Origin of the sequence: Bacillus sp. AFS017336 (genome assembly GCF_002555445.1) — a bacterium.
Taxonomy (GTDB): domain Bacteria; phylum Bacillota; class Bacilli; order Bacillales; family Bacillaceae_G; genus Gottfriedia.
This window is the reverse complement of record NZ_NUCO01000137.1, coordinates 1-23,295: the sequence shown is the minus strand read 5'-3', so window position 1 is coordinate 23,295 and position 23,295 is coordinate 1. Positions and strand designations below refer to the sequence as shown.

Annotated in this window: 22 protein-coding genes and 2 other annotated features; of the genes, 18 read left to right on the top strand and 4 right to left on the bottom strand. The window is 34.5% G+C overall.

Annotated elements, in window-relative coordinates; all coding sequences use genetic code 11:
* Nucleotides 1-232: 232 nt before the first annotated feature.
* The 8 genes from speD (at nucleotide 233) to rplT (ending at nucleotide 6,153) form a co-directional block, all read left to right on the top strand.
* Nucleotides 233-619, top strand: coding sequence for an adenosylmethionine decarboxylase (speD, locus tag CN601_RS23185; RefSeq protein WP_088068549.1), 387 nt, complete (start codon nucleotides 233-235; stop codon nucleotides 617-619).
* 241 nt (nucleotides 620-860) lie between these two features.
* Nucleotides 861-1,331: a transcriptional regulator NrdR gene (gene nrdR, locus CN601_RS23180; protein ID WP_098119210.1), complete on the top strand. Its 471-nt coding sequence runs from the start codon at nucleotides 861-863 to the stop codon at nucleotides 1,329-1,331.
* A 36-nt stretch (nucleotides 1,332-1,367) separates the two neighbouring features.
* Nucleotides 1,368-2,798, top strand: coding sequence for a replication initiation and membrane attachment family protein (locus CN601_RS23175; RefSeq protein WP_098172461.1), 1,431 nt, complete (start codon nucleotides 1,368-1,370; stop codon nucleotides 2,796-2,798).
* A gap of 14 nt (nucleotides 2,799-2,812) precedes the next feature.
* On the top strand, nucleotides 2,813-3,748 hold the full coding sequence (gene dnaI / locus CN601_RS23170) for a primosomal protein DnaI (RefSeq protein ID WP_098172460.1): 936 nt from the start codon (nucleotides 2,813-2,815) through the stop codon (nucleotides 3,746-3,748).
* A 111-nt stretch (nucleotides 3,749-3,859) separates the two neighbouring features.
* Nucleotides 3,860-4,693 carry a sporulation protein YtxC gene (gene ytxC, locus CN601_RS23165; RefSeq protein ID WP_098119207.1) on the top strand — a complete coding sequence of 278 codons (834 nt, stop codon included), beginning with the start codon at nucleotides 3,860-3,862 and terminating at the stop codon, nucleotides 4,691-4,693.
* A gap of 132 nt (nucleotides 4,694-4,825) precedes the next feature.
* Nucleotides 4,826-4,952 (top strand) — a sequence feature (ribosomal protein L20 leader region).
* A 74-nt stretch (nucleotides 4,953-5,026) separates the two neighbouring features.
* Complete coding sequence (gene infC, locus CN601_RS23160) at nucleotides 5,027-5,530, top strand: translation initiation factor IF-3 (protein WP_142317429.1); 504 nt, start codon at nucleotides 5,027-5,029, stop codon at nucleotides 5,528-5,530.
* A gap of 23 nt (nucleotides 5,531-5,553) precedes the next feature.
* On the top strand, nucleotides 5,554-5,754 hold the full coding sequence (gene rpmI, locus CN601_RS23155) for a 50S ribosomal protein L35 (RefSeq protein ID WP_025568429.1): 201 nt from the start codon (nucleotides 5,554-5,556) through the stop codon (nucleotides 5,752-5,754).
* Nucleotides 5,755-5,796: 42 nt separating this feature from the next.
* Nucleotides 5,797-6,153 carry a 50S ribosomal protein L20 gene (rplT, locus tag CN601_RS23150; protein ID WP_025568430.1) on the top strand — a complete coding sequence of 119 codons (357 nt, stop codon included), beginning with the start codon at nucleotides 5,797-5,799 and terminating at the stop codon, nucleotides 6,151-6,153.
* Between the two features lie 53 nt (nucleotides 6,154-6,206).
* Here rplT and CN601_RS23145 read toward each other — a convergent pair whose 3' ends face one another.
* Both CN601_RS23145 and CN601_RS23140 read right to left on the bottom strand, forming a co-directional pair.
* On the bottom strand, nucleotides 6,207-7,028 hold the full coding sequence (locus tag CN601_RS23145; protein ID WP_098172459.1) for an MBL fold metallo-hydrolase: 822 nt from the start codon (nucleotides 7,026-7,028) through the stop codon (nucleotides 6,207-6,209).
* Nucleotides 7,029-7,271: 243 nt separating this feature from the next.
* On the bottom strand, nucleotides 7,272-8,342 hold the full coding sequence (locus tag CN601_RS23140) for a nitric oxide synthase oxygenase (RefSeq protein ID WP_098172458.1): 1,071 nt from the start codon (nucleotides 8,340-8,342) through the stop codon (nucleotides 7,272-7,274).
* A 192-nt stretch (nucleotides 8,343-8,534) separates the two neighbouring features.
* Here CN601_RS23140 and CN601_RS23135 point away from each other — a divergent pair, with 192 nt between their 5' ends.
* The 3 genes from CN601_RS23135 to CN601_RS27945 all read left to right on the top strand — a co-directional run bounded on the left by CN601_RS23135 (nucleotide 8,535) and on the right by CN601_RS27945 (nucleotide 13,623).
* Nucleotides 8,535-9,626, top strand: a complete 1,092-nt coding sequence (locus tag CN601_RS23135; protein ID WP_098119203.1) for a M42 family metallopeptidase — start codon at nucleotides 8,535-8,537, stop codon at nucleotides 9,624-9,626.
* Between the two features lie 1,050 nt (nucleotides 9,627-10,676).
* Nucleotides 10,677-11,879 carry a glycine betaine/L-proline ABC transporter ATP-binding protein ProV gene (gene proV, locus CN601_RS23130; RefSeq protein WP_098119202.1) on the top strand — a complete coding sequence of 401 codons (1,203 nt, stop codon included), beginning with the start codon at nucleotides 10,677-10,679 and terminating at the stop codon, nucleotides 11,877-11,879.
* Nucleotides 11,880-11,883: 4 nt separating this feature from the next.
* A complete protein-coding gene (locus CN601_RS27945; protein WP_098172457.1) occupies nucleotides 11,884-13,623 on the top strand; it encodes a glycine betaine ABC transporter substrate-binding protein in 1,740 nt (579 codons plus the stop codon).
* Between the two features lie 66 nt (nucleotides 13,624-13,689).
* Here CN601_RS27945 and sspI read toward each other — a convergent pair whose 3' ends face one another.
* Nucleotides 13,690-13,899: a small acid-soluble spore protein SspI gene (sspI, locus tag CN601_RS23120; RefSeq protein ID WP_098119200.1), complete on the bottom strand. Its 210-nt coding sequence runs from the start codon at nucleotides 13,897-13,899 to the stop codon at nucleotides 13,690-13,692.
* A 104-nt stretch (nucleotides 13,900-14,003) separates the two neighbouring features.
* Here sspI and CN601_RS23115 point away from each other — a divergent pair, with 104 nt between their 5' ends.
* The 3 genes from CN601_RS23115 to pheT all read left to right on the top strand — a co-directional run bounded on the left by CN601_RS23115 (nucleotide 14,004) and on the right by pheT (nucleotide 18,655).
* Nucleotides 14,004-14,753 carry a TrmH family RNA methyltransferase gene (locus CN601_RS23115; protein ID WP_098119276.1) on the top strand — a complete coding sequence of 250 codons (750 nt, stop codon included), beginning with the start codon at nucleotides 14,004-14,006 and terminating at the stop codon, nucleotides 14,751-14,753.
* Nucleotides 14,754-14,879: 126 nt separating this feature from the next.
* Nucleotides 14,880-15,126: a binding site (T-box leader), on the top strand.
* A 63-nt stretch (nucleotides 15,127-15,189) separates the two neighbouring features.
* The gene (gene pheS / locus CN601_RS23110) at nucleotides 15,190-16,224 is read left to right on the top strand and encodes a phenylalanine--tRNA ligase subunit alpha (RefSeq protein WP_098119199.1); all 1,035 of its coding nucleotides are present in this window, start codon (nucleotides 15,190-15,192) and stop codon (nucleotides 16,222-16,224) included.
* Between the two features lie 16 nt (nucleotides 16,225-16,240).
* Nucleotides 16,241-18,655, top strand: coding sequence for a phenylalanine--tRNA ligase subunit beta (pheT, locus tag CN601_RS23105; RefSeq protein WP_098172456.1), 2,415 nt, complete (start codon nucleotides 16,241-16,243; stop codon nucleotides 18,653-18,655).
* A 280-nt stretch (nucleotides 18,656-18,935) separates the two neighbouring features.
* Here pheT and CN601_RS27940 read toward each other — a convergent pair whose 3' ends face one another.
* Nucleotides 18,936-20,201 carry a hypothetical protein gene (locus CN601_RS27940; RefSeq protein WP_179865667.1) on the bottom strand — a complete coding sequence of 422 codons (1,266 nt, stop codon included), beginning with the start codon at nucleotides 20,199-20,201 and terminating at the stop codon, nucleotides 18,936-18,938.
* A gap of 756 nt (nucleotides 20,202-20,957) precedes the next feature.
* Between CN601_RS27940 and CN601_RS27735 the strand changes: the two genes are divergently transcribed.
* The 4 genes from CN601_RS27735 (at nucleotide 20,958) to CN601_RS23085 (ending at nucleotide 23,108) form a co-directional block, all read left to right on the top strand.
* Nucleotides 20,958-21,440: an exosporium glycoprotein BclB-related protein gene (locus CN601_RS27735; RefSeq protein WP_179865666.1), complete on the top strand. Its 483-nt coding sequence runs from the start codon at nucleotides 20,958-20,960 to the stop codon at nucleotides 21,438-21,440.
* A 293-nt stretch (nucleotides 21,441-21,733) separates the two neighbouring features.
* A complete protein-coding gene (locus CN601_RS27105; RefSeq protein WP_179865665.1) occupies nucleotides 21,734-21,871 on the top strand; it encodes a hypothetical protein in 138 nt (45 codons plus the stop codon).
* A gap of 80 nt (nucleotides 21,872-21,951) precedes the next feature.
* Nucleotides 21,952-22,200 (top strand): hypothetical protein, encoded by a 249-nt coding sequence (locus CN601_RS23090; protein WP_142317427.1) that lies wholly within the window; start codon nucleotides 21,952-21,954, stop codon nucleotides 22,198-22,200.
* 467 nt (nucleotides 22,201-22,667) lie between these two features.
* Nucleotides 22,668-23,108 (top strand): GNAT family N-acetyltransferase, encoded by a 441-nt coding sequence (locus CN601_RS23085; protein WP_098172455.1) that lies wholly within the window; start codon nucleotides 22,668-22,670, stop codon nucleotides 23,106-23,108.
* Nucleotides 23,109-23,295: the final 187 nt, after the last annotated feature.

Here is a 23,295-nt window from a genome sequence, read left to right as displayed (position 1 = left end):
TCTTCTATATTTTCCTGACCCAATTTCTTCACAATTAATCCAGTAAATAACAAAAAAATAAAATTTATCTTGCAATTCAAATTTAAAGAAAGTATACTAACTTTCGTGAACTTCTAAAAGTATAACTAATTACTTAAAGGGTTAGGACCTCTTTGGACTAACTTTCCCCCGTGGTAGTTGATCATACTTTCGCAATAGAAGTCATGACAAATTATTTAAGGGGGAAATGAATATGGATACTATGGGTCGTCACGTCATTTCAGAATTATGGGGATGCAATACAGAAAAATTAAATGATATGAAATTTATTGAGGAAACTTTTGTTGATGCTGCGTTACGCTCTGGTGCAGAAGTTCGTGAAGTTGCTTTTCACAAGTTCGCTCCTCATGGCGTTAGTGGTGTCGTAATCATTTCAGAATCACACTTAACTATTCACAGTTTTCCTGAGCATGGTTATGCAAGTATTGATGTTTACACTTGCGGTGATAGAATTGATCCAAATGTAGCTGCAAACTTTATCGCTGAAGCTTTAGAAGCTGATACTCGCGAAAACGTTGAGCTACCAAGAGGAATGGGTCCCATTCAAGTTAATAATGTAAAAGTTGTAAACGGTAACTAAAAAGAATTGAGAGAGGTGATTTTTCATCTCTCTTTTTTGTTTTCTTTCTAACTAATTTAATTAATATTGTATTTAAATAGACGTTTATGGAATGAACTAGCTTTGCATAGTGAAAAATATTTGCAAGAACTAGGTCTTTGTGACATTTTAGAAATAAACTTTAGTTTATTTTGAATTTGTTATAGTATAGAGTTATAATAATACGTTTAAACAATTTAGTGTTTGGAGTTGAACTATAACGATGAGATGTCCAACGTGTAACTTTAATGGGACAAGAGTACTTGATAGTAGACCAGTTGATGAAGGTCGTTCAATTAGAAGAAGACGTGAATGTGAAGAATGTCAGCATCGTTTTACAACTTTTGAGCGAGTTGAAGATAATCCTATTTTAGTTGTAAAAAAAGAGGGAGCTCGTGAAGAATTTAGTAAAGATAAGATGCTAAGGGGACTGATTAAAGCATGTGAGAAACGCCCTGTCTCTTTATCTCAGCTAGAGGACATTATTCATAGCATTGAAAAAGAACTGAAAAATAGTGGAACATCTGAAGTTCCAAGTGAAGTTCTAGGAGAAATGGTCATGGAGCATTTATCAAAGGTTGATGAAGTTGCGTACGTACGATTCGCGTCTGTTTATCGTCAATTTAAAGATATTAATGTATTCATTGATGAATTAAAAGATTTAATTAGCAAAGAGCGAGGTAAAGACGAATAATACTTCGCTCTTTTGATACAAGAAAGGAAGGTTTGAATGTCTATTGATAAGCAACATTGGATGGATGTTCTCCCTGCGGATCCTTATACTGTAACGGCAGCAGGCTATTTACATAATTTTCATAGACAAGTTTTGACGATGTTGTATCAGCCGATTATTGGCAGTCAAGCTTTAAGTTTATATATGACACTGTGGGGTGAATGTGAGCAAACGGACCTCCATCCCAATACATTAACACATCATTCATTAATGCTTGGAATGAAAAATAATTTAAAATCAATTTATGAACAAAGATTAATCCTTGAAGGAATTGGCTTACTTAAAGTTTATGAAGGGTTTGAAAACAGTACGAAAAAGCTTCTTTATGAGCTTCAATCTCCGCTAGATCCTCATTCTTTTTTCGAAGATCCTATTCTAAATATCTTTCTGTTTAAAACAATTGGGAAAACACAATATCAACGAACAAAAAACTTTTTTAGTAGACAAGCATTTTCGAAAGATGGCTTTCGTGAGATATCTAGGTCGTTTGATTCAGTATTTCAAACCATTACGGTAGAGCAATTAAATGAAATTCAGCAAAGTAACGATCTTTCCACTTCAAATGATACGAAAATATTACAAGACAGTCAGTCTGTTAAAATTTCTGTGAAAATGGAAGAGTTTGACTATGACTTATTTTTAGACGGTCTCTCAGATTCGTTTGTTCCGAAACGATCATTTACTTCAGACGTAAAAGAAACCATTTTAAAACTTGCATTTTTATATGGAATAAATCCTATTCAGATGAAAACAATTGTAATGCGTTCACTAAATGAAGAAAATAAAATTAATATAGAGACACTTCGATTAGAAGCAAGAGATTGGTACCAATTCCAGCATCACGAAGCTTTACCTACGATTGTTGAAAAGGTTCAGCCAATTCAACATAGACAAATGGGGAATGAACAGCCAACAACTCAAGAAGAAAAATTAATTCATTGCTTTGAAACAATATCTCCTCGTCAATATTTAAAGGAGATATCTGGTGGAGCTGAACCAAGTGAAGCTGATTTGAAGATAATTGAAGAAATTATGATTGAACAAAAACTTCTACCTGGCGTAGCGAATGTGTTAATCGACTATGTAATGATTCGTTTAGATAAAAAACTTTCTAAAAATTACGTTATTAAGATTGCCAGTCACTGGGCACGAAAAGGTGTAACAACAGTTAAACAAGCCATGGATCTTGCTCGCAAAGAGTTTGAAGAAACTAAACAAAGTGCAACTGCTGCTAAAACGCGAACTAATAATAGACGTAATAAAGCAATTCGAACTGAAATTGTACCTGATTGGCTTCAACCGAATACAACGACTGAAGTACCAAAAGATTCAGTAGCAAAGAAAAGCACAAATGATTCTTCGATAGATGAAGAACGAAAACGACTAGAAAAAGAACTAGAAATGTTTAAAAATAAAAAGAAACGGTAAATGGGGGGACATAAGTGGAACCAATTCAAAACGCATTTAGTGCATTAATGAAGAATAAACAATTCCAGGACACATTTCAAAAAATGCAACAAGAAGTCCGTAGTCACCCAAAAATTGTTTCGTTTTTAAATGAGCATAGAACTGAAATTACGGATAAAATGATTGATAGTAGCTTAATCAAACTTTATGAATACATTGGCCAAAGTGTAAATTGTGAAGATTGTCCATCATTTAGCGAATGCAAAAATATGGTGCATGGATATCATCCTCATTTGATTATTCAAGGGAAGCGAATCGATGTTCAATACGATCGTTGCCCAAATGGCATTAAAAATGACAAACGCAAAAAACATGAGGCATTGATTAAATGTATGTATTTACCAAAAGATGTACTGCAAGCTTCTATGTCCAATTTGTCATTAGAAGACCCTGGCCGTTTTGAAGCAATTTCAGCAGCAAGACAGTTTATCATGAACTATGAAAAGGGAAAAATGACGCAAGGTTTATATTTACATGGTCCATTTGGTGTTGGGAAAACTTTTATCCTTGGGGCTATTGCAAATGAATTAGCAGAGGAAGAAATTGGTTCGATGCTCGTTTATTTACCTGAATTTTTACGTGAACTAAAAAGTTCTATTAGCGATGGCACATTAGAAGAAAAAATTGAAGTTGTAAAAAAAGTAGAAGTTCTTATGTTAGATGATATTGGCGCGGAACAAATGTCTAGTTGGGCAAGAGACGAAATATTAGGAACGATTCTTCAATATCGTATGTTAGAAAAACTGCCTACATTCTTTACATCTAACGCCGATTTAACTCAATTAGAACATCATTTGACTTACTCTCAACGTGGAGAGGAAGAAAGAGTGAAAGCTGCTCGTATTGTAGATCGAGTAAAATTTTTAGCAAAACCAGTTAAGATTTCAGGTACTAATTTAAGACATTCATAAAAAAAACAAAAAATGGCGTAAAATCACAAATAACAATGTGATTTTGCGTCATTTTTTAATTATTACTTTAATATATATAGGACTAGGTGGTGCTAGAAAGGGGGGAACAGGGTGATTGAAATTTTTTTCAATGAACCCATTGATGCAGCTTATGTCTACGAACGATTACAAAAACGCTTAAAAAAGCAATCGAGACCATACTTTTTAAGAAGACACAAAATCAATACAATTTTAATCACATTTCCTCAAAACACTGAAGATTTAATAAAAAGTATTTTAGTTCCGACACTAGTACAATTTATTTTACTTCAAAAAGAAGATAAATGGATTCAGTCCATTTTACATACATCTTTTTTCTATGAGGAAGACGAACAAAGTCAAATCATACCAATCGCACAATCTTTATTAAGAGGAACTAGACGGAGCATTCCAAATCAGAAAAAAATTCGTAGGAGTAAGCATTTAGTATCACATGCGATTTCTACCTATTTAAAAGATGGAGTAAACTTCAGTTTTGATTCATTTATTACATTTCGCCTGAAAGAATATTATAAACAGTTAGCTTATGTTTGTGAGATTGCGATCGACGAATACAAATTAGAAAATGAGTATCAAAATCTTATTGAAAGCTTAAGACAGCAGGTTCTTAAAACAGACGCGCTCATTCCGCATGTTCATATCGTGTATGATGGGAAGTTTTGTGTATATGATCATCTTTTTTTACCACTCTCTAAAGAGGTGTTAAAAGGATATGGTAAGCAAGCTGGAAATAGGGATTATATAGATAATGAATTAATATTGCCTTTAACTGCAATAGCTCCTAAAAGAATCCATTTATACACTTCATCAGTTGATATCTCATTAATTATTACATTACAAAATATATTTCAAGAACGAGTCCTAATACATACATTACAAGAGTTTTCGCAGGAAAAATTGAAATGAAAATATACATTTAAAAAAAGCATTGTCATAAATAAGTTTCTTTGATATAATAAATTTCGTTGCGAACAAAGCATACGAAGATTGACAACATCATGTCGCTATGTTATAGTAACGAAAGAAAAGAATACTTATTTGTTGAAGAAGAGGCACCCGCTTCTCACCTGGATGACGCTACAAGTTGTTATCAGGTAACAGAATCATTAATTACTTTGATACTGTCAGTGTGGGTGTATTTATATACCCACACTTTTTTGTTGGGTCGTAATTGCTTCAACGATACAAATTAAGCTCATTCTTACAATACCTTGGAGGTGTTTTACTATTAGCAAAGACATGATGGTAAACGATGGAATTCGTGCTCGTGAAGTTCGATTAATTGGTCCTAACGGAGATCAACTTGGAATCAAGTCAAAACAAGAGGCTCTTGAGTTAGCTTCGAATGTTAATCTTGATCTAGTGATGGTAGCACCAACGGCTAAACCACCTGTATGTCGCATAATGGACTACGGTAAATTCCGTTTCGAGCAACAAAAGAAAGACAAAGAGAGTCGTAAAAACCAAAAAATTATTAGCATGAAAGAAGTTCGTTTAAGTCCTACAATTGATGAACATGACTTTAACACAAAACTTCGTAATGCAATTAAGTTCTTAGAAAAAGGCGATAAAGTTAAAGCGTCTATTCGTTTCAAAGGACGCGCTATTACGCATAAGGAAATTGGACAACGAGTACTTGATCGTTTCTCAACTGCTTGTGCAGAAGTTGCAACTGTTGAGTCACACCCTAAAATGGACGGTCGTAGTATGTTCTTAGTCTTAGCACCTAAAAACGAAAAGTAATTTATTTGAGGAGGAAACACGATATGCCTAAAATGAAAACTCACCGTGGTTCAGCAAAACGTTTTAAAAAGACTGGATCAGGTAAATTAAAACGTGGTCGTGCTTACACAAGCCACTTATTCGCTAACAAATCTACAAAAGCAAAACGTAAATTACGTAAAGCTTCATTAGTAAGTAAAGGCGATTTCAAACGTATCCGCTTTATGCTTACAAACATGAAATAAGAACGATAAACGTATTAGATAGATATCTAGGAGGGAAACAATATGCCAAGAGTTAAAGGCGGTACAGTTACACGCGCTCGTCGTAAAAAGGTTATTAAATTAGCAAAAGGTTATTACGGTTCTAAACATACATTATTCAAAGTTGCAAACCAACAAGTTATGAAATCATTAATGTATGCTTACCGTGACCGTCGTCAAAAGAAACGTGATTTCCGTAAATTATGGATCACTCGTATCAACGCGGCTGCTCGTATGAACGGACTTTCTTACAGCCGTTTAATGCACGGATTAAAATTAGCTGGTATCGAAGTTAACCGTAAAATGTTAGCTGACCTAGCTGTAGCTGACGAAAAAGCATTTGCTGAATTAGCAAACGCTGCTAAAGCTAACTTAAAATAATTATTTAAAAAATCCTTAACAATTGTTAAGGATTTTTTTTATTTGATTTATTTTTAAACTAAGCTAAATTCTTTTTTCATGTTATTAACATTTGATTCATGACAATATTTTGTGAAGCCAGAAGGAAATAAAAATTCTGTTTCTAATGAATTTATTTCTGCTTCATCATGCTCCTGAACAGCATTTTGAAGCCTTTTTAAGTAATTTCTACCCAGTTCAATCCTTCTGTTTATTTCTTCTTTATTTGCTGAAACTTGACCATGACCTGGAATTAATAATGTAAGCTCAAACTTACTAATTAGTTCCTCTGCTTTATCTAATGTATGGTAGTAACTCTTCACACTATCAAATACGATCGGTAACTCAAAGTCGGATAAATAATCCCCGGTAATCCACACTCCTAAATTTTCAATATAAAGAAATAAACCATCTTTAGTGTGCCCCGGAGCAGTGTAAAATCTTAACGTAGTCTGCCCGATTTTTATTTCCTGACCTTCTTCACTAATAATCAAATCAACTCTTGGAAATTCAATAGGTTCCACATAATTAATATAATTATCATTATAGAATTGACGAATTTTCGATACTTTAATTTCTTTTTCGGGATGGTTATGTAAGTTTTCACTTCCAATTGTTTGAGCGGTTGGAAATGCATTATAGCCAATAATATGGTCAAAATCCCCATGAGTAAAATATAAATAAATTGGACGGTCCTTCTTAATTGATTCAACAAACTCTCTTATTTCATTTATTTCATGAGGTAACCAAGTCGGATCAACTATAATGATACAATCGTCGGTTGCTACGACAGTTGAGTTTGTTTGAAATAATGCACTTTGAAATACTGTAACATTGTCATTTTGAAATAATATCATTGAAATACTCCTTCATAAATTATTAGAAAATTAAGCTGATACATAATATTGTAACAAATAAACGAAAAAACCTTAATGAATTAAGCTAAGTTAATTCATTAAGGTTTTATTTATACATTAAGAAAGTATAAATTGGAAGGAGGTGAAGATCAGTCGACGTATATGCCAATTTAGGTATAAGTATAAGTGCAACTACCCCTCTGTCTTCGCCTAAAGGCTCGCCAATCGGCGAGTTTTCTTTATCTATTTTGGAAAGAAATTCGGCTTAATCGTAGTATCTTCATATCGTTTATGAAATACATGAGTTGTAGCAGGTGACATCGGTGGGATTAACCATTTCCAATTCCCGGTTAGTTCTCGGCCACATGCTTCTTCTTGTTTTTCAAACTGAAGAAATTGTTGTGCAGCAGAATGATGATCAACAATACTTACCCCATTTTTTTTATAGGAGTGTAAAACGGCAATATTTAATTCAACAAGTGCTCGATCTTTCCAAAGTGTGCTATTTCTTTTTGTATCTAAACCGATAATAGTAGCTACTTTCGGTAACATGTTATAACGAAACTCATCAGCAAAATTTCTCGCACCAATTTCAGTTCCCATATACCATCCATTAAACGGAGCAGCACTATAAGATATTCCACCTATTTCTAAATTCATCTCCGAAATCATCGGGACTGCATACCATTTAGCGTTTAAAGAAGAAAAGTCGTATTCGGGATGTTCAATCGGTACCTCAAGAATGAGTTCATTTGGAATCTTGAAATACTTTGGTTCGTTATTGTCTAAAGAATAAACAATGGGCAATATATCGAAGTTAGTATGATTCCCCATCCAACCTAGTCTTTCACATTCTTTTGTAAAATTAATTGATTTTGGGTCACCAATTATTCCATTTTCAGTTTCATAGCCAGCATATCGTATTAATTGGTGATTATGGATCGTTAGAGTATTGTTTGTTCCTAGATTCGCTTTAAATACTGTAATTGTAGGCAAAATCTTACCTGAATTTGTAGCATATTTTATATGATTTAAGATTTCATGTTCAATACCACTCTCATCATTAATTTGGCGAGCATCTAAAACATGAAGTTTATCCCAAAACAATCTACCAATGCAACGGTTACTATTGCGCCACGCCATTTTTGCACCATGTTCTAACTCTTCATAAGTATGAGTGTAAAACCCAGTCTCTTGAATTTCAATTTCAATACTTTTTAATCGTGCTTCTATTTGATCAGATTGATTGAGTTCCTTATAACATTGCGAAATAAATTGTGATGCTTCTTTATATAAAGCTGATGTTGTTATCATAGTAATCTCCAGTAGGGTAAATTAAAAATTGATTAATAGTTTATTTATTATACCCCACAAATAATTAGGAGAAAATTAATATGAAATATATATGTTTAAAGTAGGAATTGAAGAAAAGTCTAAAGATTTTGTCAAAAGGAATACCAAACTGTATAATGTAATGGTACATAATCTTAATTAAAAAAAGGATGGATGAGTTTGTCTACTTTAGATGCAAAGTTACAAATGTTAAAAGAACTAACAGATGCAAATGGTGTAGCTGGATTTGAACATGAACCACGTGAAGTAATGAGAAAATATATTACGCCACTGGCTGATGAGGTAGTAACAGATAACTTAGGTAGTTTAATAGCAATTAAAACTGGTGACTCAAACGGACCAAGAATTGAAGTTGCTGGACATCTTGATGAAGTTGGCTTTATGGTAACTCAAATTGACGATAAAGGATTTTTACGTTTCCAAACAATTGGTGGCTGGTGGTCTCAAGTTATGCTTGCACAACGTGTTACCATTACTACAAAAGAAGGAAATATTACAGGAATTATCGGTTCAAAGCCACCTCATATTATGAGTGCAGAAGCAAGACGAAAAGTTGTAGATATTAAAGATATGTTCATAGATATCGGTGCTTCAAGTAAAGAAGAAGCATTAGAGTTCGGCGTGCGTCCTGGCGATCAAGTAGTACCATATTTTGAATTCCAAACGATGAAGAACGAAAAATTATTACTAGCAAAAGCTTGGGATAACCGTATCGGCTGTGCTATTGCAATTGACGTATTAGAGCAATTACAAGGCCAAGCACATCCTAATGTCGTATTTGGTGTTGGTACTGTACAAGAAGAAGTAGGACTACGTGGTGCAAAAACATCTACATACAAAATCCAACCTGACATTGGTTTTGCACTAGATGTTGGTGTTGCTGGTGATATGCCTGGTGTATCTGATAGAGAAGCACAAGGAAAATTAGGCAAAGGACCACAAATTGTTTTATACGATGCTTCAATGGTATCTCACAAAGATTTAAGAGAGTTCGTTGTTAGTGTTGCAGATGAAGTAGGAATACCATATCAATATGAAGCAATGCCTGGTGGTGGAACAGATGCAGGTTCAATGCACATTACAATGAATGGTGTACCTGCAATTGCAATCACAATCCCAACTAGATATATTCATTCTCATTCAGGTATCCTTCATCGCGATGATTATGAAAACACAGTTAAATTAATCGTAGAAGTAATTAAACGCTTAGACCGTCAAACAGTTGACCGATTAACATATAACTAATAAAAAGAGGACGTCCCATAAGTCAGATTAACTGACAAGAGGGGCGTCCTTTTTTTGTTACGAATGCTTTTTAAACTGTGAACTATACCAATTGTTCGTTAAATTAAAGCATCACAAACAGTTAATTAAACTAGCCGGAAAATAATACCGAAAATGGGGGTATCGCTGGGCTGTATCAATCCATTCTATAGAAAATTAGCAGATTTCTATGCGTTTCTATTCGATAAATGAAAATTTTAAGCATTTTTGCATAGTATCCACCTGAAAATTTCTTACTTCTATCGTTTTTTAAGCTTTAATACCTATACTGGTAGGGGTATTTTTTTAGTTTATTTGCGATTCTTCGGATTTTAATTGCAGTTTTGCTAATTTTAATTGCGATAACCGAAATTTAATTGCAGTTTTGCCTATTTTATTTGCGATTCTCGAAATTTAATTGCAGACCACAGATTAATTGCGGTGATCTATATTTAAAATGCAGATACGCCAATTTTAATTACGATTCCCGAAAATTAAACAGCCTTAGATTAATTGTGGTGATCTACATCTTATTTGCGATTCTCGAAATTTATTTGCAATACTCATCTTAATTACGATTTTTTGGATTTTATTTACAGTTCTGTCAATTTTATTTGAAATTACAAAAATTAATTAGCAGCCCATTTTTAACTAATATGACCTACTCTTAATAGCCACTCTCAAACACCTAATCCTCATACTCTCATCTCCCATCCTGTCAACTTTTCATGCCTTTTTCACACCTCACATAGCCCAACCTACGTTATCGAACTGAAACAAACTGTATTGTTCCTATAACTAGTTTGAAATAATTTTGTCATATTCTATTGTTATGATTATTGCATGCTTTTCAAATAAGGTTACTCGGAAATGAATTGTAATACTGTTTTCAGCTAATTATAGTGGTAAGTCAATTTGTAAATTGAGTTACTGAAGGAGCCAAGACTTTTAAAGTACTTGGCTAATTTTATTATTGGAGAGTCTTTATTTAGACAATGAAAAGCGAAATAAAATTAGTTTTGAGGTGAGTTAATGAAAGCAAAAGTTAAAGTAAAAAACGTAACAAAGGTTTTCGGTAAGTCTCCAAAGAACGCCATTAAGTTACTAGAAAAAGGATATTCAAAAAAGCAAATATTAGAGCAAACAAACTCTACTATTGGTGTGAATAACGCGAGCTTTGAAATTTATCCAGGTGAAATCTTCGTTGTGATGGGATTATCGGGAAGTGGTAAATCAACGTTGATTAGAATGCTCAATCGATTAATTGAGCCTACGGCCGGACAAATATTGATTGATGATGATGACATCGTAAAGATGAATCCACAGCAATTAAGGAATGTTCGTCGTAAAAAAATCAGTATGGTTTTCCAAAATTTCGCTTTGTTTCCGCACAAGACGATTCTAGAAAATACTGAATATGGACTTGAAGTACAAAATATTTCGCAGCTTGAAAGAACAGAAAAAGCTCTGAAATCACTAGAAATCGTTGGTCTAAAAGGTTATGAGCATCAATACCCTTCACAGTTAAGTGGTGGTATGCAACAACGTGTTGGCCTTGCAAGGGCACTAACGAGTGATACAGACATTTTATTAATGGATGAAGCCTTCAGTGCGCTCGATCCATTAATTCGTAAAGATATGCAAGATGAATTATTAGAGCTACAAGAGACAATGAAAAAAACGATTATTTTTATAACGCATGACCTTGATGAGGCATTACGAATTGGGGACAGAATTGCTTTAATGAAAGATGGTAACATAATGCAAATTGGTACACCAGAGGAGATTATGGTCAATCCAGCTAATGAATATGTAGAGCGATTTGTAGAAGATGTCGATCTTTCAAAAGTACTGACTGCAGCTCATGTTCAGAAGCGTGCTGAAAGAATTACGCCGGACCGTGGACCACGAGTAGCCCTGCAAATAATGAGAGATCAAGGGTATTCTAGTATTTTTGTTATTGATCGTCGACAAAAGCTACTTGGTGCAATTACTGCTGATGACGCTTCAAATGCTCTTATTAAAAATAAATCGGTAGAGGAAGTTATGCAAAAGGACATTGTGTCTGTTAAAGAAGATACTTTATTAACAGATGTAATTGGTGCGCTTGCAACTTCTACTCTTCCATTAGCTGTTGTAGATGAAAATAATCGATTAAAGGGTGTTATTATTCGCGGGGCAGTTATCGGAGCTTTAGCGGGTAAAACAGACGATTTAAATATAAAAGGAGGTTAAATATATGGGTATTCCAAAAATTCCATTAGCTGAGTGGATTGATAAAATTGTAGACGTGATTATAAAAACTTTCCATCCACTATTTAATTCAATTACGCACATCACAGAAGCCCTTTTAAATAACCTTGTTAAAGTTTTAGAACTTGGCCCATCAATTATTCTAATTTTAATCATTTCATTAATTGCTTTTTATACGAGTAGCTGGACAGTCGGACTGTTTACATTACTTGGATTGTTATTAATTGATAATCTTGGCCTATGGGATGCTACAATTCAATCGTTAGCGTTAATTTTATCAGCTATCGTTATTACAGTTGTAATCGGTATTCCACTCGGAATCTGGACGTCACAAAACAATCGAGTGAAACAAATAATCACTCCAATACTCGACTTTATGCAAACAATGCCAGCATTCGTCTATTTAATTCCTGCAATTCTCTTTTTCGGAATTGGTGTCGTACCTGGTATTTTAGCATCTGTTATATTCGCAATACCGCCAACAATTCGTTTAACGAATTTAGGTATTCGAGAGGTTCCAAACGATTTAATAGAAGCATCAAATGCTTTTGGTTCTACTACATGGCAAAGACTTTTTAAAGTGCAACTACCGTTAGCAGCACCTACAATTTTAGCTGGTATTAATCAAAGTATAATGCTTGCTTTATCAATGGTTGTTATTTCATCACTAGTAGGTGCACCAGGTTTAGGTGCAGAGGTTTATCGTGCTGTAACCCAAATCAAAGTAGGTGAAGGATTCGAAGCAGGTATTTCGATTGTTATCGTTGCAATTATTCTGGATCGAATTTCTCAAAATCTTCGTCAACCTGCTTATGGGAAAAGGTTTGCCAAAAAATATGTGTATGGTTTAATTGCAATAATCTTTTGTATTTCCGCTATTTCAGTAGCATTAACAGGCGGTAATGATCATAAAAAATCTTCTAATAAAATAGGGGCACAAGTTAATTTTGAAATTACGGGAATTGACCCTGGTGCTGGATTAATGAAAGCTACGGCAAAAGCAATGAAGGATTATGGTTTAAAGGATTGGACTTTAAAAGAAGGTTCATCTGCAGCGATGACCGCTGAATTGAAAAAAGCTTATGAAAATAAAGAACCTATTATTGTAACTGGTTGGACACCTCACTGGATGTTTTCAAAATATAAATTAAAGTATTTAGAAGATCCAAAAGGCTCATTTGGTAAGGATGAAGAAATTCATACAGTGGTTAGAAAAGGATTAAAAGAAGACGCACCTGGAGCGTACAAGATTCTAGATAACTTTTCATGGAAACCGAATGATATGGAAGAAGTTATGAAAGATGTTCAAGATGGTGCAAAACCTGAAGATGCAGCGGCGCATTGGATCAAAAAGCATCAAAATCAAGTAAATGATTGGACGAAAGATACTTCAAAAGGAAATGGTGAAAAAATTAGTCTCGTTTATGTTTCATGGGAATCTGAAGTTGCCAGTACAAATGTGATTGGAAAAGTACTTGAAAACCAAGGCTATGACGTTACATTAAAACAAGTTGAGGCAGGACCGATGTTTGCTGGTGTTTCAGATGGAAGTGCAGATGCAATGGTTGCAGCTTGGCTTCCAACAACTCATAAAGATTATATGAATGAGTACAAAAAACAATTGGTTGACTTAGGGCCGAATTTAAAAGGGACAAAATTAGGCTTAGTCGTACCAGAATATATGAAGATTAATTCAATAGATGATTTGAAAGGTAAAACGAAGTAAAATCATACTAAAAAAATGAAGAGGACTAACTTTGGTTAGTCCTTTTCTATGTTTTTACAGATTAAATTATTGACTTACTCCATTTTCTAATACTGCGAGAAGATCATGCTTTTGATCTTCAGAAGCGTGACTCCAAAAAACTTCGAGAAGTACCCCTAAACCTGGTAATACTTTTTCCTCACCACTTTGAATAGCATCTACAATTGTTGCTTCTAATTGATCACTTTTATTACCTGAAATATTGTGAAGAACTGCACCGCGAATATTAAAATTCATTTTGAATTCTCCTTTCATATTAAGCTTTATGTAGTATTTGTAAACGGAAACGATTTTATGTATGATAAACGATATGATACACGATGAAAGGTAAAGGAAATTTTATGAAACAAATTGATTCCATTCAAAATAATTCTGTAAAGGCTTGGAAAAAACTACATACAAAAAAAGGAAGAGATAAGGCTAAACAATATATCGTTGAAGGTTTTCATTTAGTGGAGGAAGCAATTAAGCAGGATGCACCGATTCTTCATTTGTTAATCAGTGAAGAAATTGATCTGCCTTCTAATTTTTCAACAGGGTCAATGGATATTACGTATATATCTAAAGATGTTTGTAAGGAATTAAGTGAAACAGAAACGACGCAAGGCATCTTTGCAATTATTGAATTTTCATTTGTGAGAATTGATTTTGAGAAAGTGTCAAAATTATTATTAATTGATGAGGTTCAAGATCCAGGTAATGTTGGAACGATGATTCGAACTGCGGATGCTGCTGGGTTTGATGGCGTTATTTTAGGTTCAGGTACAAGTGATCTATATAATGCTAAAACGATTCGATCAACCCAAGGATCAATATTCCATTTACCGATCTTACGAGGAGATTTAACCGAAGTAGTTTCAAATTTGAAAGAAAAGGGAATAACTGTTTATGGAACTTCTCTTCAAAATGCAAAACCATTTAACGAAGTAAAAACTTCAAATCGTTTTGCCATTATTGTAGGAAATGAAGGGAAAGGTGTAAATTCAACCTTACTTTCATTAACGGATGAAAATCTGTATATACCAATTTATGGTAAAGCTGAATCATTAAACGTTGGTATTGCAGCAGGGATTCTAATGTATAGCTTGTGAGGCCGGAAAGACAGTAAGTTAAAAAGGGCGATTCCACTAATTATTGAATTTTCATAGTTCTTACTCAAATGAGTAGTTGCATAAATGGAAAAAAATCAATATAATTAATTAAGAAAAATTTAATACATAAAAGCTTTGACAGAGAAGAGTAAATTTGAATCTCTATTTTAGGGAAAAAGTGTCGTAGACTGTGAGCACTTTTATAGTAGACCAAATTGAATTCACCTCTTGAGCTAGCGCCGGGACCATTTTTAATGTAAAGGCGACTCGGTCTATCTAAGTAGATCGTTAAATGAATGAAGTGAGCAGTTAGTTTGTGTTTGAATAATAACTGTTAATTAGGGTGGTACCGCGATCAATCCTCGTCCCTTTTTTGGGAGCGAGGTTTTTTTATGTTTAAAAATATAAAATTTGAATTTGAATAGGAGGATTATTCATGCAAGAGCGTTTAGTTTCTTTACAAGCAGATGCGATTAAGCAAATAGAAGAAGCAAAAGATTTAAAAGCATTAAATGAAGTGAGAATTGCCTATCTTGGAAAAAAAGGTCCGATTACTGAGGCAATGAAAGCAATGAAGGATTTATCTCCTGAAGAGCGCCCAAAAATGGGAGCTGTAGCTAATGAAGTACGTGCAGCAATTCAAGAGAAACTTGAAGCAAAACAAGTTGTCTTAGAACAAAATGCAATCAATGAAAAGTTAGAAAGCGAATCAATTGATGTAACACTTCCTGGAAGACCAGTTCATGCAGGTGGCGCACATCCACTTAGAGCGGTTATTCAAGAAATTGAAGATTTATTTATTGGAATGGGATACGAAATTGCAGAAGGTCCAGAAGTTGAAAAGGACTATTATAATTTCGAAGCATTAAATTTACCTAAAGGTCACCCAGCACGTGATATGCAGGATTCTTTCTATATTTCAGAAGAAACATTAATGAGAACTCATACTTCACCTGTTCAAGCAAGAACAATGGAAGCAAATACCGAAAAAGGACCAATCAAAATTATTTGTCCAGGTAAAGTTTATCGCCGTGATGACGACGATGCTACACATTCTCATCAATTTATGCAAATTGAAGGTCTTGTAATTGGCGAAAACATTTCGATGAGCGACTTAAAAGGTACTTTACAACTTTTTGCGAAAAAAATGTTTGGTGAAGATCGTGAAATTCGCTTACGTCCAAGTTTCTTCCCATTCACTGAGCCTTCAGTAGAGATGGATATTTCTTGTATGAAATGTGGCGGAAAAGGTTGTAACATGTGTAAGCAAACTGGATGGATTGAAATTTTAGGTGCAGGTATGGTACATCCAAACGTACTTGAGATGGCTGGATATAATCCAAAAGAAGTTCAAGGATTTGCATTCGGAATGGGTCCAGAACGTATTGCATTATTGAAATATGGTATTGATGATATTCGTCATTTCTATACGAACGATATAAGATTCTTAAAGCAATTCCAACAAATGTAAGGTAGGAGGGGAAAACATGTTTGTATCGACTAAATGGTTACAAGAATACGTTGATTTAAGTGGTGTTACACCAGACGAACTTGCTAAGTTAATTACAAAAGCAGGTATTGAAGTTGAAGGAGTTAATATTCTTTCTGAAGGAATTAAAAATGTTGTTGTAGGTTATGTAATGGAACGTGAACAACATCCAGAGGCTGATAAATTATCAAAATGTACTGTTGATGTTGGAGAAGAGCAACCAGTCCAAATTATTTGTGGTGCACCGAATGTTGCAAAAGGTCAAAAAGTAATCGTTGCAAAAGTAGGCGCAGTTTTACCTGGTAATTTTAAAATTAAAAAAGCAAAATTACGTGGTGAAGTTTCAGAAGGTATGATTTGTTCTCTTCAAGAGTTAGGAATTGAAGGGAAAGTAGTTGCAAAAGAATTCTCAAACGGAATCTTTGTTTTACCAAACGATGCTGAAGTAGGTGCTGATGCATTAGAAGTACTTTACCGTGATGATGCAGTATTAGAACTTGGATTAACACCAAATCGTGCAGATTGCTTAAATATGATTGGTGTAGCATACGAAGTAGCAGCGATTTTAGACCGTGATGTGAAACTTCCATCAATTAGTGCGGACTCAGCAGAAAATGCTAATTATGTTTCCGTTACAATTGAAGCAAAAGAAGATGCTCCTTACTACAGTGCTAAATTAGTTAAAGGTGTAAAAATTGGACCTTCTCCTTTATGGATGCAAGCTCGATTAATGAGCGCTGGTATTCGTCCTATTAACAATGTAGTTGATATTACGAACTATATTTTAATTGAATATGGTCAACCTTTACACGCATTTGATTTTAATAAATTAAATAGTAGTCAAATTATTGTTCGTCACGCGAAGGAAAACGAAAAAATCGTTACACTTGATGGTGAAGAACGTACATTACAACCACATAATTTAGTTATTGCAACAGATAAAGAAGCAGTTGCAGTTGCAGGTGTAATGGGTGGTCAAAGTACAGAGGTTGATGTGAATACGGTTGATGTTTTAATCGAATCAGCTGTTTTCAGAGGCCAAAGTGTTCGTCAAACTTCAAAAGATCTAGGCTTACGAAGCGATTCAAGTGCTCGTTTTGAAAAAGGAATTGATGTTTCACGTACATTCCCTGCTTCTGAACGTGCTGCTCAGTTAATGGCTGAACTTGCTGGTGGAACATTAGAAGAAGGCACTGTCATTGCTGACAATTTAGTTGATGACGCTAAATCAGTATCAGTATCTGTAAGTAAAATTAATGGTGTACTTGGAACATCAATTGATGCAGAAACAGTTAAAGATATTTTCCGTCGCTTAAGATTAGAAGCAACTCAAAATGGTGAAGTATTTACTGTTACTGTTCCTAGCCGTCGTGGTGATCTTTCAATAGAAGAAGATTTAGTTGAAGAGGTAGGTAGATTATATGGCTATGACCATATTCCTGCTACATTACCAACAGGTGTTGCTAGTCGAGGACAATTAACACCATATCAAGCGAAACGTAGAAAAATTCGTAAGTATTTACAACATGCAGGTCTTTACGAAGCAGTTACGTATTCTTTAACAAGTAATAATAAAGTAAAACGCTTTGCACTAGAAACTGTAGACGCAGAACCTGTACGTTTAGCATTACCTATGAGTGAAGAGCGTAGTGAGTTACGTTTTAGCTTAGTACCTCATTTATTAGACGCTGTAGCATATAATGTTGCACGTAAAGAAGAAAATGTTCAACTATTTGAAGCAGGCTCTGTTTTCTTAACAAAGGAAAAGAACGATCTTCCACATGAAGAAGAATATTTAGCAGGTGCTTTAACTGGTTTATGGTTACAACATGCATGGCAAGGCGAGAAAAAAGCAGTAGATTTCTACGTTGTAAAAGGTATTTTAGACGGATTATTTAGTGAACTAGGTTTATCAAATAAAATAGCTTACACTGCTTCTAAAAAAGAAGAATTACATCCAGGACGTACTGCTAGTATATTATTAAACGGTGAAGAAATTGGATTTATCGGTCAAGTTCATCCTGTTACTCAAAAAGAATGGGATATTAAAGAAACTTATGTTTTCCAATTATCTCTTGAAAAGTTATTAAACACTGAATTTGATGATATTTTATACAATGCAATTCCTCGATTCCCATCAATGAGCCGAGATATGGCATTAGTAGTTGATTCAAAAGTATTTGCTGGTGATATTCTTTCTACAATTCGTTCAACTGGTGGAAAACTTCTAAAGGATGCAACAATCTTTGACTTATATGAAGGTGATAAGATGGAAGTTGGTAAAAAATCAGTTGCCTTCTCATTAACGTATTTCGATCCAGAACGTACTTTAACGGATGAAGAAGTAACAAAATCTCACTCTAAAGTATTAAAAGCAGTAGAAGAAACACATAATGCTCAACTACGTGGGTAAATAATTGAAATAGATAAAAACCAAGTTCTGTTTTAGAACTTGGTTTTTTTAGTGCTGCAGGTATACCTAGATTTGCTTATATTTTTGATACAACCGGTCAAAATTTATATTATTTGAAGCAGTAAGATTACCGTTTAAAATAATATAAATAAAAAACCCTTCAAAGTAGACTTGTATAGCTCTTTACTGTCTACTAATGAAGGGTATTTATTTAGATATTTAAGTTAATATCAATCATCATACTCTAAAATTTATTTTCGGTAAGTTTATTGAATCTTTACTAAATATCTAGTCTAACGATTGTTAGTGCAGCACTGTTTACCATTGCACCATCAACGCTGTTTGCTAAATGGTCTGGAGTGGCACCAATATTTCTAAGTTGGAATTGATCTCCAGCTGTGAAATGTACCATTACCTCGCCATTGATTTGTAAATTTGTAGTGTTACTATTAGGGAGATCTACACCAGTTCCAAATTCGCTGCCTGGAAGAATTGTAAACGTTGGAGATATTCCAGTGAATATTGCATAAGCTCCTTCAACTGGTTGTGTGCCTGTACCACCCATATTTCTAAAAATAACACTGTAGTTAATTAAATAGTCTCCAGTGCTCATTACTGTAATTGTAGTTCCTCCAATAAGGGCGAAATCTCCAGAATTTACTCCGACAGTATTGAAGGATACTGGTGTATTTGTTGGTATATTACCTTGAGAATTAGTATTCCAGAAATTTGCATACATAGGAGTACATTCACATACGCCAGTCGGTCCTGTTGCTCCGGTAACACCCGTAGCACCAGTAGCACCAGTAGCACCGGTAGCGCCAGTAGCGCCAGTAGCACCCGTAGCACCCGTAGCACCCGTAGCACCCGTAGCACCGGTAGCACCCGTAGCACCGGTAGCGCCAGTAGCACCAGTAGCACCCGTAGCACCGGTAGCTCCAGTAGCACCAGTAGCACCACGTTCACCCGTAGCGCCAGTAGCACCCGTAGCACCCGTAGCACCGGTAGCGCCAGTAGCACCAGTAGCACCCGTAGCACCGGTAGCGCCAGTAGCACCCGTAGCACCACGTTCACCCGTAGCACCCGTAGCACCAGTAGCACCAGTAGCACCCGTAGCACCCGTAGCACCGGTAGCGCCAGTAGCACCGGTAGCGCCAGTAGCACCAGTAGCGCCAGTAGCACCGGTAGCGCCAGTAGCACCAGTAGCGCCAGTAGCACCCGCTGGTCCGGTTGGTCCTACAGGTCCGGTTCCTGTAGCTCCATTATTTTCTACATTTACACAAACATTTACATTTTGCTTTACGTTGCATCCGCAATTTCTTTTTCCACAATCATGACATCGATCATCATGACATCTGCAATCATCATGGTCGCGATGACATTTCTTACATTTATCATGACATCTACAATCATCGTGATGGCGATCACATTTCTTACAATTGCATTTACATTTGCAATTTTTATGTTTACAATTCTTGCATTTATTTTTACATTTGCAATCATCGCTGTCGTGGTCACATTTCTTGCATTTATCTTCTTTATTCAATCATTTCACCACCTACTATTATTCTTGTTATTTTATGAGACAAGCTATTTAGATGTTTGGGCAAATATAATTGATATTTGAAAAATATTATATTAGAAAAAATGTTTTCTATATAAATTCATTTATTCTGGCTTGCAAAAAACACTTAATTTTTTGAACGGGAATTTATTATATTTAAATAATGATTAAATTGTACAGGTTTTTTACTCATTTTTTTGAATTAAAAGAACCAATTTGTCCTTTTTTTATACAATAAAATGTACAATTAAAATTTTTTAGAGAGGTGTATTTTTTTGCCACTACCACCAATACCACCACTACCACAACAACCATCAGAAGAACCAAATCAACCTGACACTACACAAAATACAGATCTACCTGAGTCTGAATCTTCACAACAATCTATGCCATCACAGTCTATTATTGGCCCAATTGGCCCAATTGGTCCTTTAGGTCCTATAGGTCCAACAGGTCCAACGGGTGTAACTGGACCAAAAGGGGATAGAGGAAAAAGAGGTAAAGAAGGAGAAGACGGAGATAGAGGTAAGAGAGGTCATATAGGACCGATGGGGCCAATGGGACCGATGGGGCCAATGGGACCAATGGGACCAACAGCACCAACTGTAATTATATTAGGCCCAACAGGCCCAGCAGGAGCANNCAGCGGGAGCAGTAGGAGCAACAGGTTCAGCGGGAGCAACAGGGATAGCAGGGACAGGTGCAATTATTCCGTTTGCATCAGGTGCACCAATAGTAATGTCAACAGTTTTAGGCGGATTAGCTGGAACAGCAGGTCTTGTAGGGTTTGGAAGTTCAATTCCAAACGTAGCATTACTTCCAGGACCAGCGATTGATTTAACTGGAACTGGTTTACCAACTGAAATTCTCGATTTTGCATTCTCAATGCCTAGAGCTGGTACAATTACGGCTATTTCAGCATCCTATAGTAACGTAGTAGCTTTAGCTCTTTTAGGCACAAATATCGTCGTCACTGCACAATTATATAGTGCACCAATAAATAGTAATAACTTTACTCCAGTTGTAGGTGCAAGTGTCACTTTACCAGCCCTAGCAGGTCCGCTTACATTAGGTCAAATCACAAGCGATATTTCTACACCATTAGCAATACCAGTTGCTGCACAAACTCGTTTAATGATGGTATATACTGCAACTGCAAATGGTCTTAGCCTAGTTAATGTAGTTACTGGATATGCTAGCGCAGGAGTAGCTATAAACTAATAGAAAATAATTAAATATAAATAAAGTACTGACTCTACTAAACTAGATCATAATTGCCTATCATTGATAGAAATTGAATCTAGTAAGTAGAGTTTTTTTCTAAAAAAATGTAAACTATTTATTTTATAAAATTTTATTAAAGAAAGGCCCCGTTTAAGAATATTGGTGATTTTCTTGGCAGTACAGTTGCATTAGGAAAGGATTCTTTTAAGTATAAAACGAATATTCTTTTAAGAGAATAAACATATTCATGTTTCACTTTGGAACTTTTTGGAGGGAAATTAAATGACATTTTGATATCAGCAATCGGTGGTATTTTATCGTTAGGAAAAAGAATTCATCAAGAAGAAAAAGAAGCAGGTAGAGATTTAACTTATGAAATCAATCCATTTACTGGCTCAGCAAAAAATACATCAAACGTGAAGAAATAATTAAAATTAACTACAAGATTCTTATGTAATAAAGCAAACATTATTTGAAAACCATAAGTTACTTAAAAGTGCTATTATTCTTGAGTCGTTTCATAAAATCATTAAGACAGGAAGATCATATTATGAAATTAACAAAAAATCTAGTAATTGTATTTTCTTACATACTTTTTATGGCATTAATTATAGTTGGTCCGGAATTTCATAAATATAAATTATATGTTCTTTTATTACAAGTATTATTTTTTTGTACAGGTCCATTAGTAGTATTTATGAATAGGAAAAAATATAGAAATAAAGATAAGGTTCAAGTAAACGGTAAATTTGAATGAAATGGTACTACAATAAGAGATTCAGAAAGTGACATGTGGAATACAAATAGGAAAAAACTAAAGTGCGATCGTTCCATAATTTAAAGCTCACTCTTTATGAAAATTAGACTAATATCCATATGCTCAAGGTAAAAACTTGGGTATTCCTAGTAGCCTACTTAAATGAAACTTTATGAAATTAAAAGTACAGGGTAAGTATTTTTAGATAGTATGTAAACTTAAAGAAGCTATATGGTTAGGCAAAAAACGGGTTTTTTAGTTGAAAAACACAATCGGCTGAAAAGCTATTTTTTTTGAGTTAAAGTATAAGAGTATTGATGGATTTGTAGCAATAAATTAAAATTTTTATAACGTTAGTAACAAAACAGGGAAAAAAATGAATAGTACTTAAGCTGTTTCACTTGAAGAAGATAAATTGGATTTCATTAGAGAAAATATAGTAATTGAAAGGGAATCAGAGGTGTAATATGGAGATTATATATAGAGTTGCATCAACAAATGATAGTTCAGAAATTGCTAGATTATCATGTCAATTAGGCTACAATGTCCAAAAAAATGAGGTCATTGAAAGATTAAATAAAATATTAGATCATAAAGATCATGTTGTAATTGTAGCACAACTGGAAGGCAAGCTTATTGGATGGATTCATGCTCACGGACGATATTTGATTGAGTCCCCACCTTATATTGAGATTGGCGGCTTGATCGTTGACAGTAATTATAGAGGTCAAAAAATTGGTAAGATTCTTGTTGAAAGATGCGAAGAATGGTCAAAAACATTGGGGTATAAAGAAATAAGAGTAAGGACAAATGAAACTAGATTAGAGACCCTTCTTTTTTATAAAAGGATTGGTTTCGAAAACACAAAATCACAAAAAGTATTTAAGAAAGAATTAATTTTAAACTAATAGAAGATGCGTTTGTGAATTGTAGTTTTATAAATTAACGCAGGGAGTTATCTAGATATAGAAAAGACCTGACCACAATTAAATTGTGATCACGCTGTTGAAAAAAGAACTTGTCAATTAATCAGCAATATTTTCAATGTAAAGGAAGCATTATGTGGTTGAATTCCACTACAGGATTCTCGCTTTC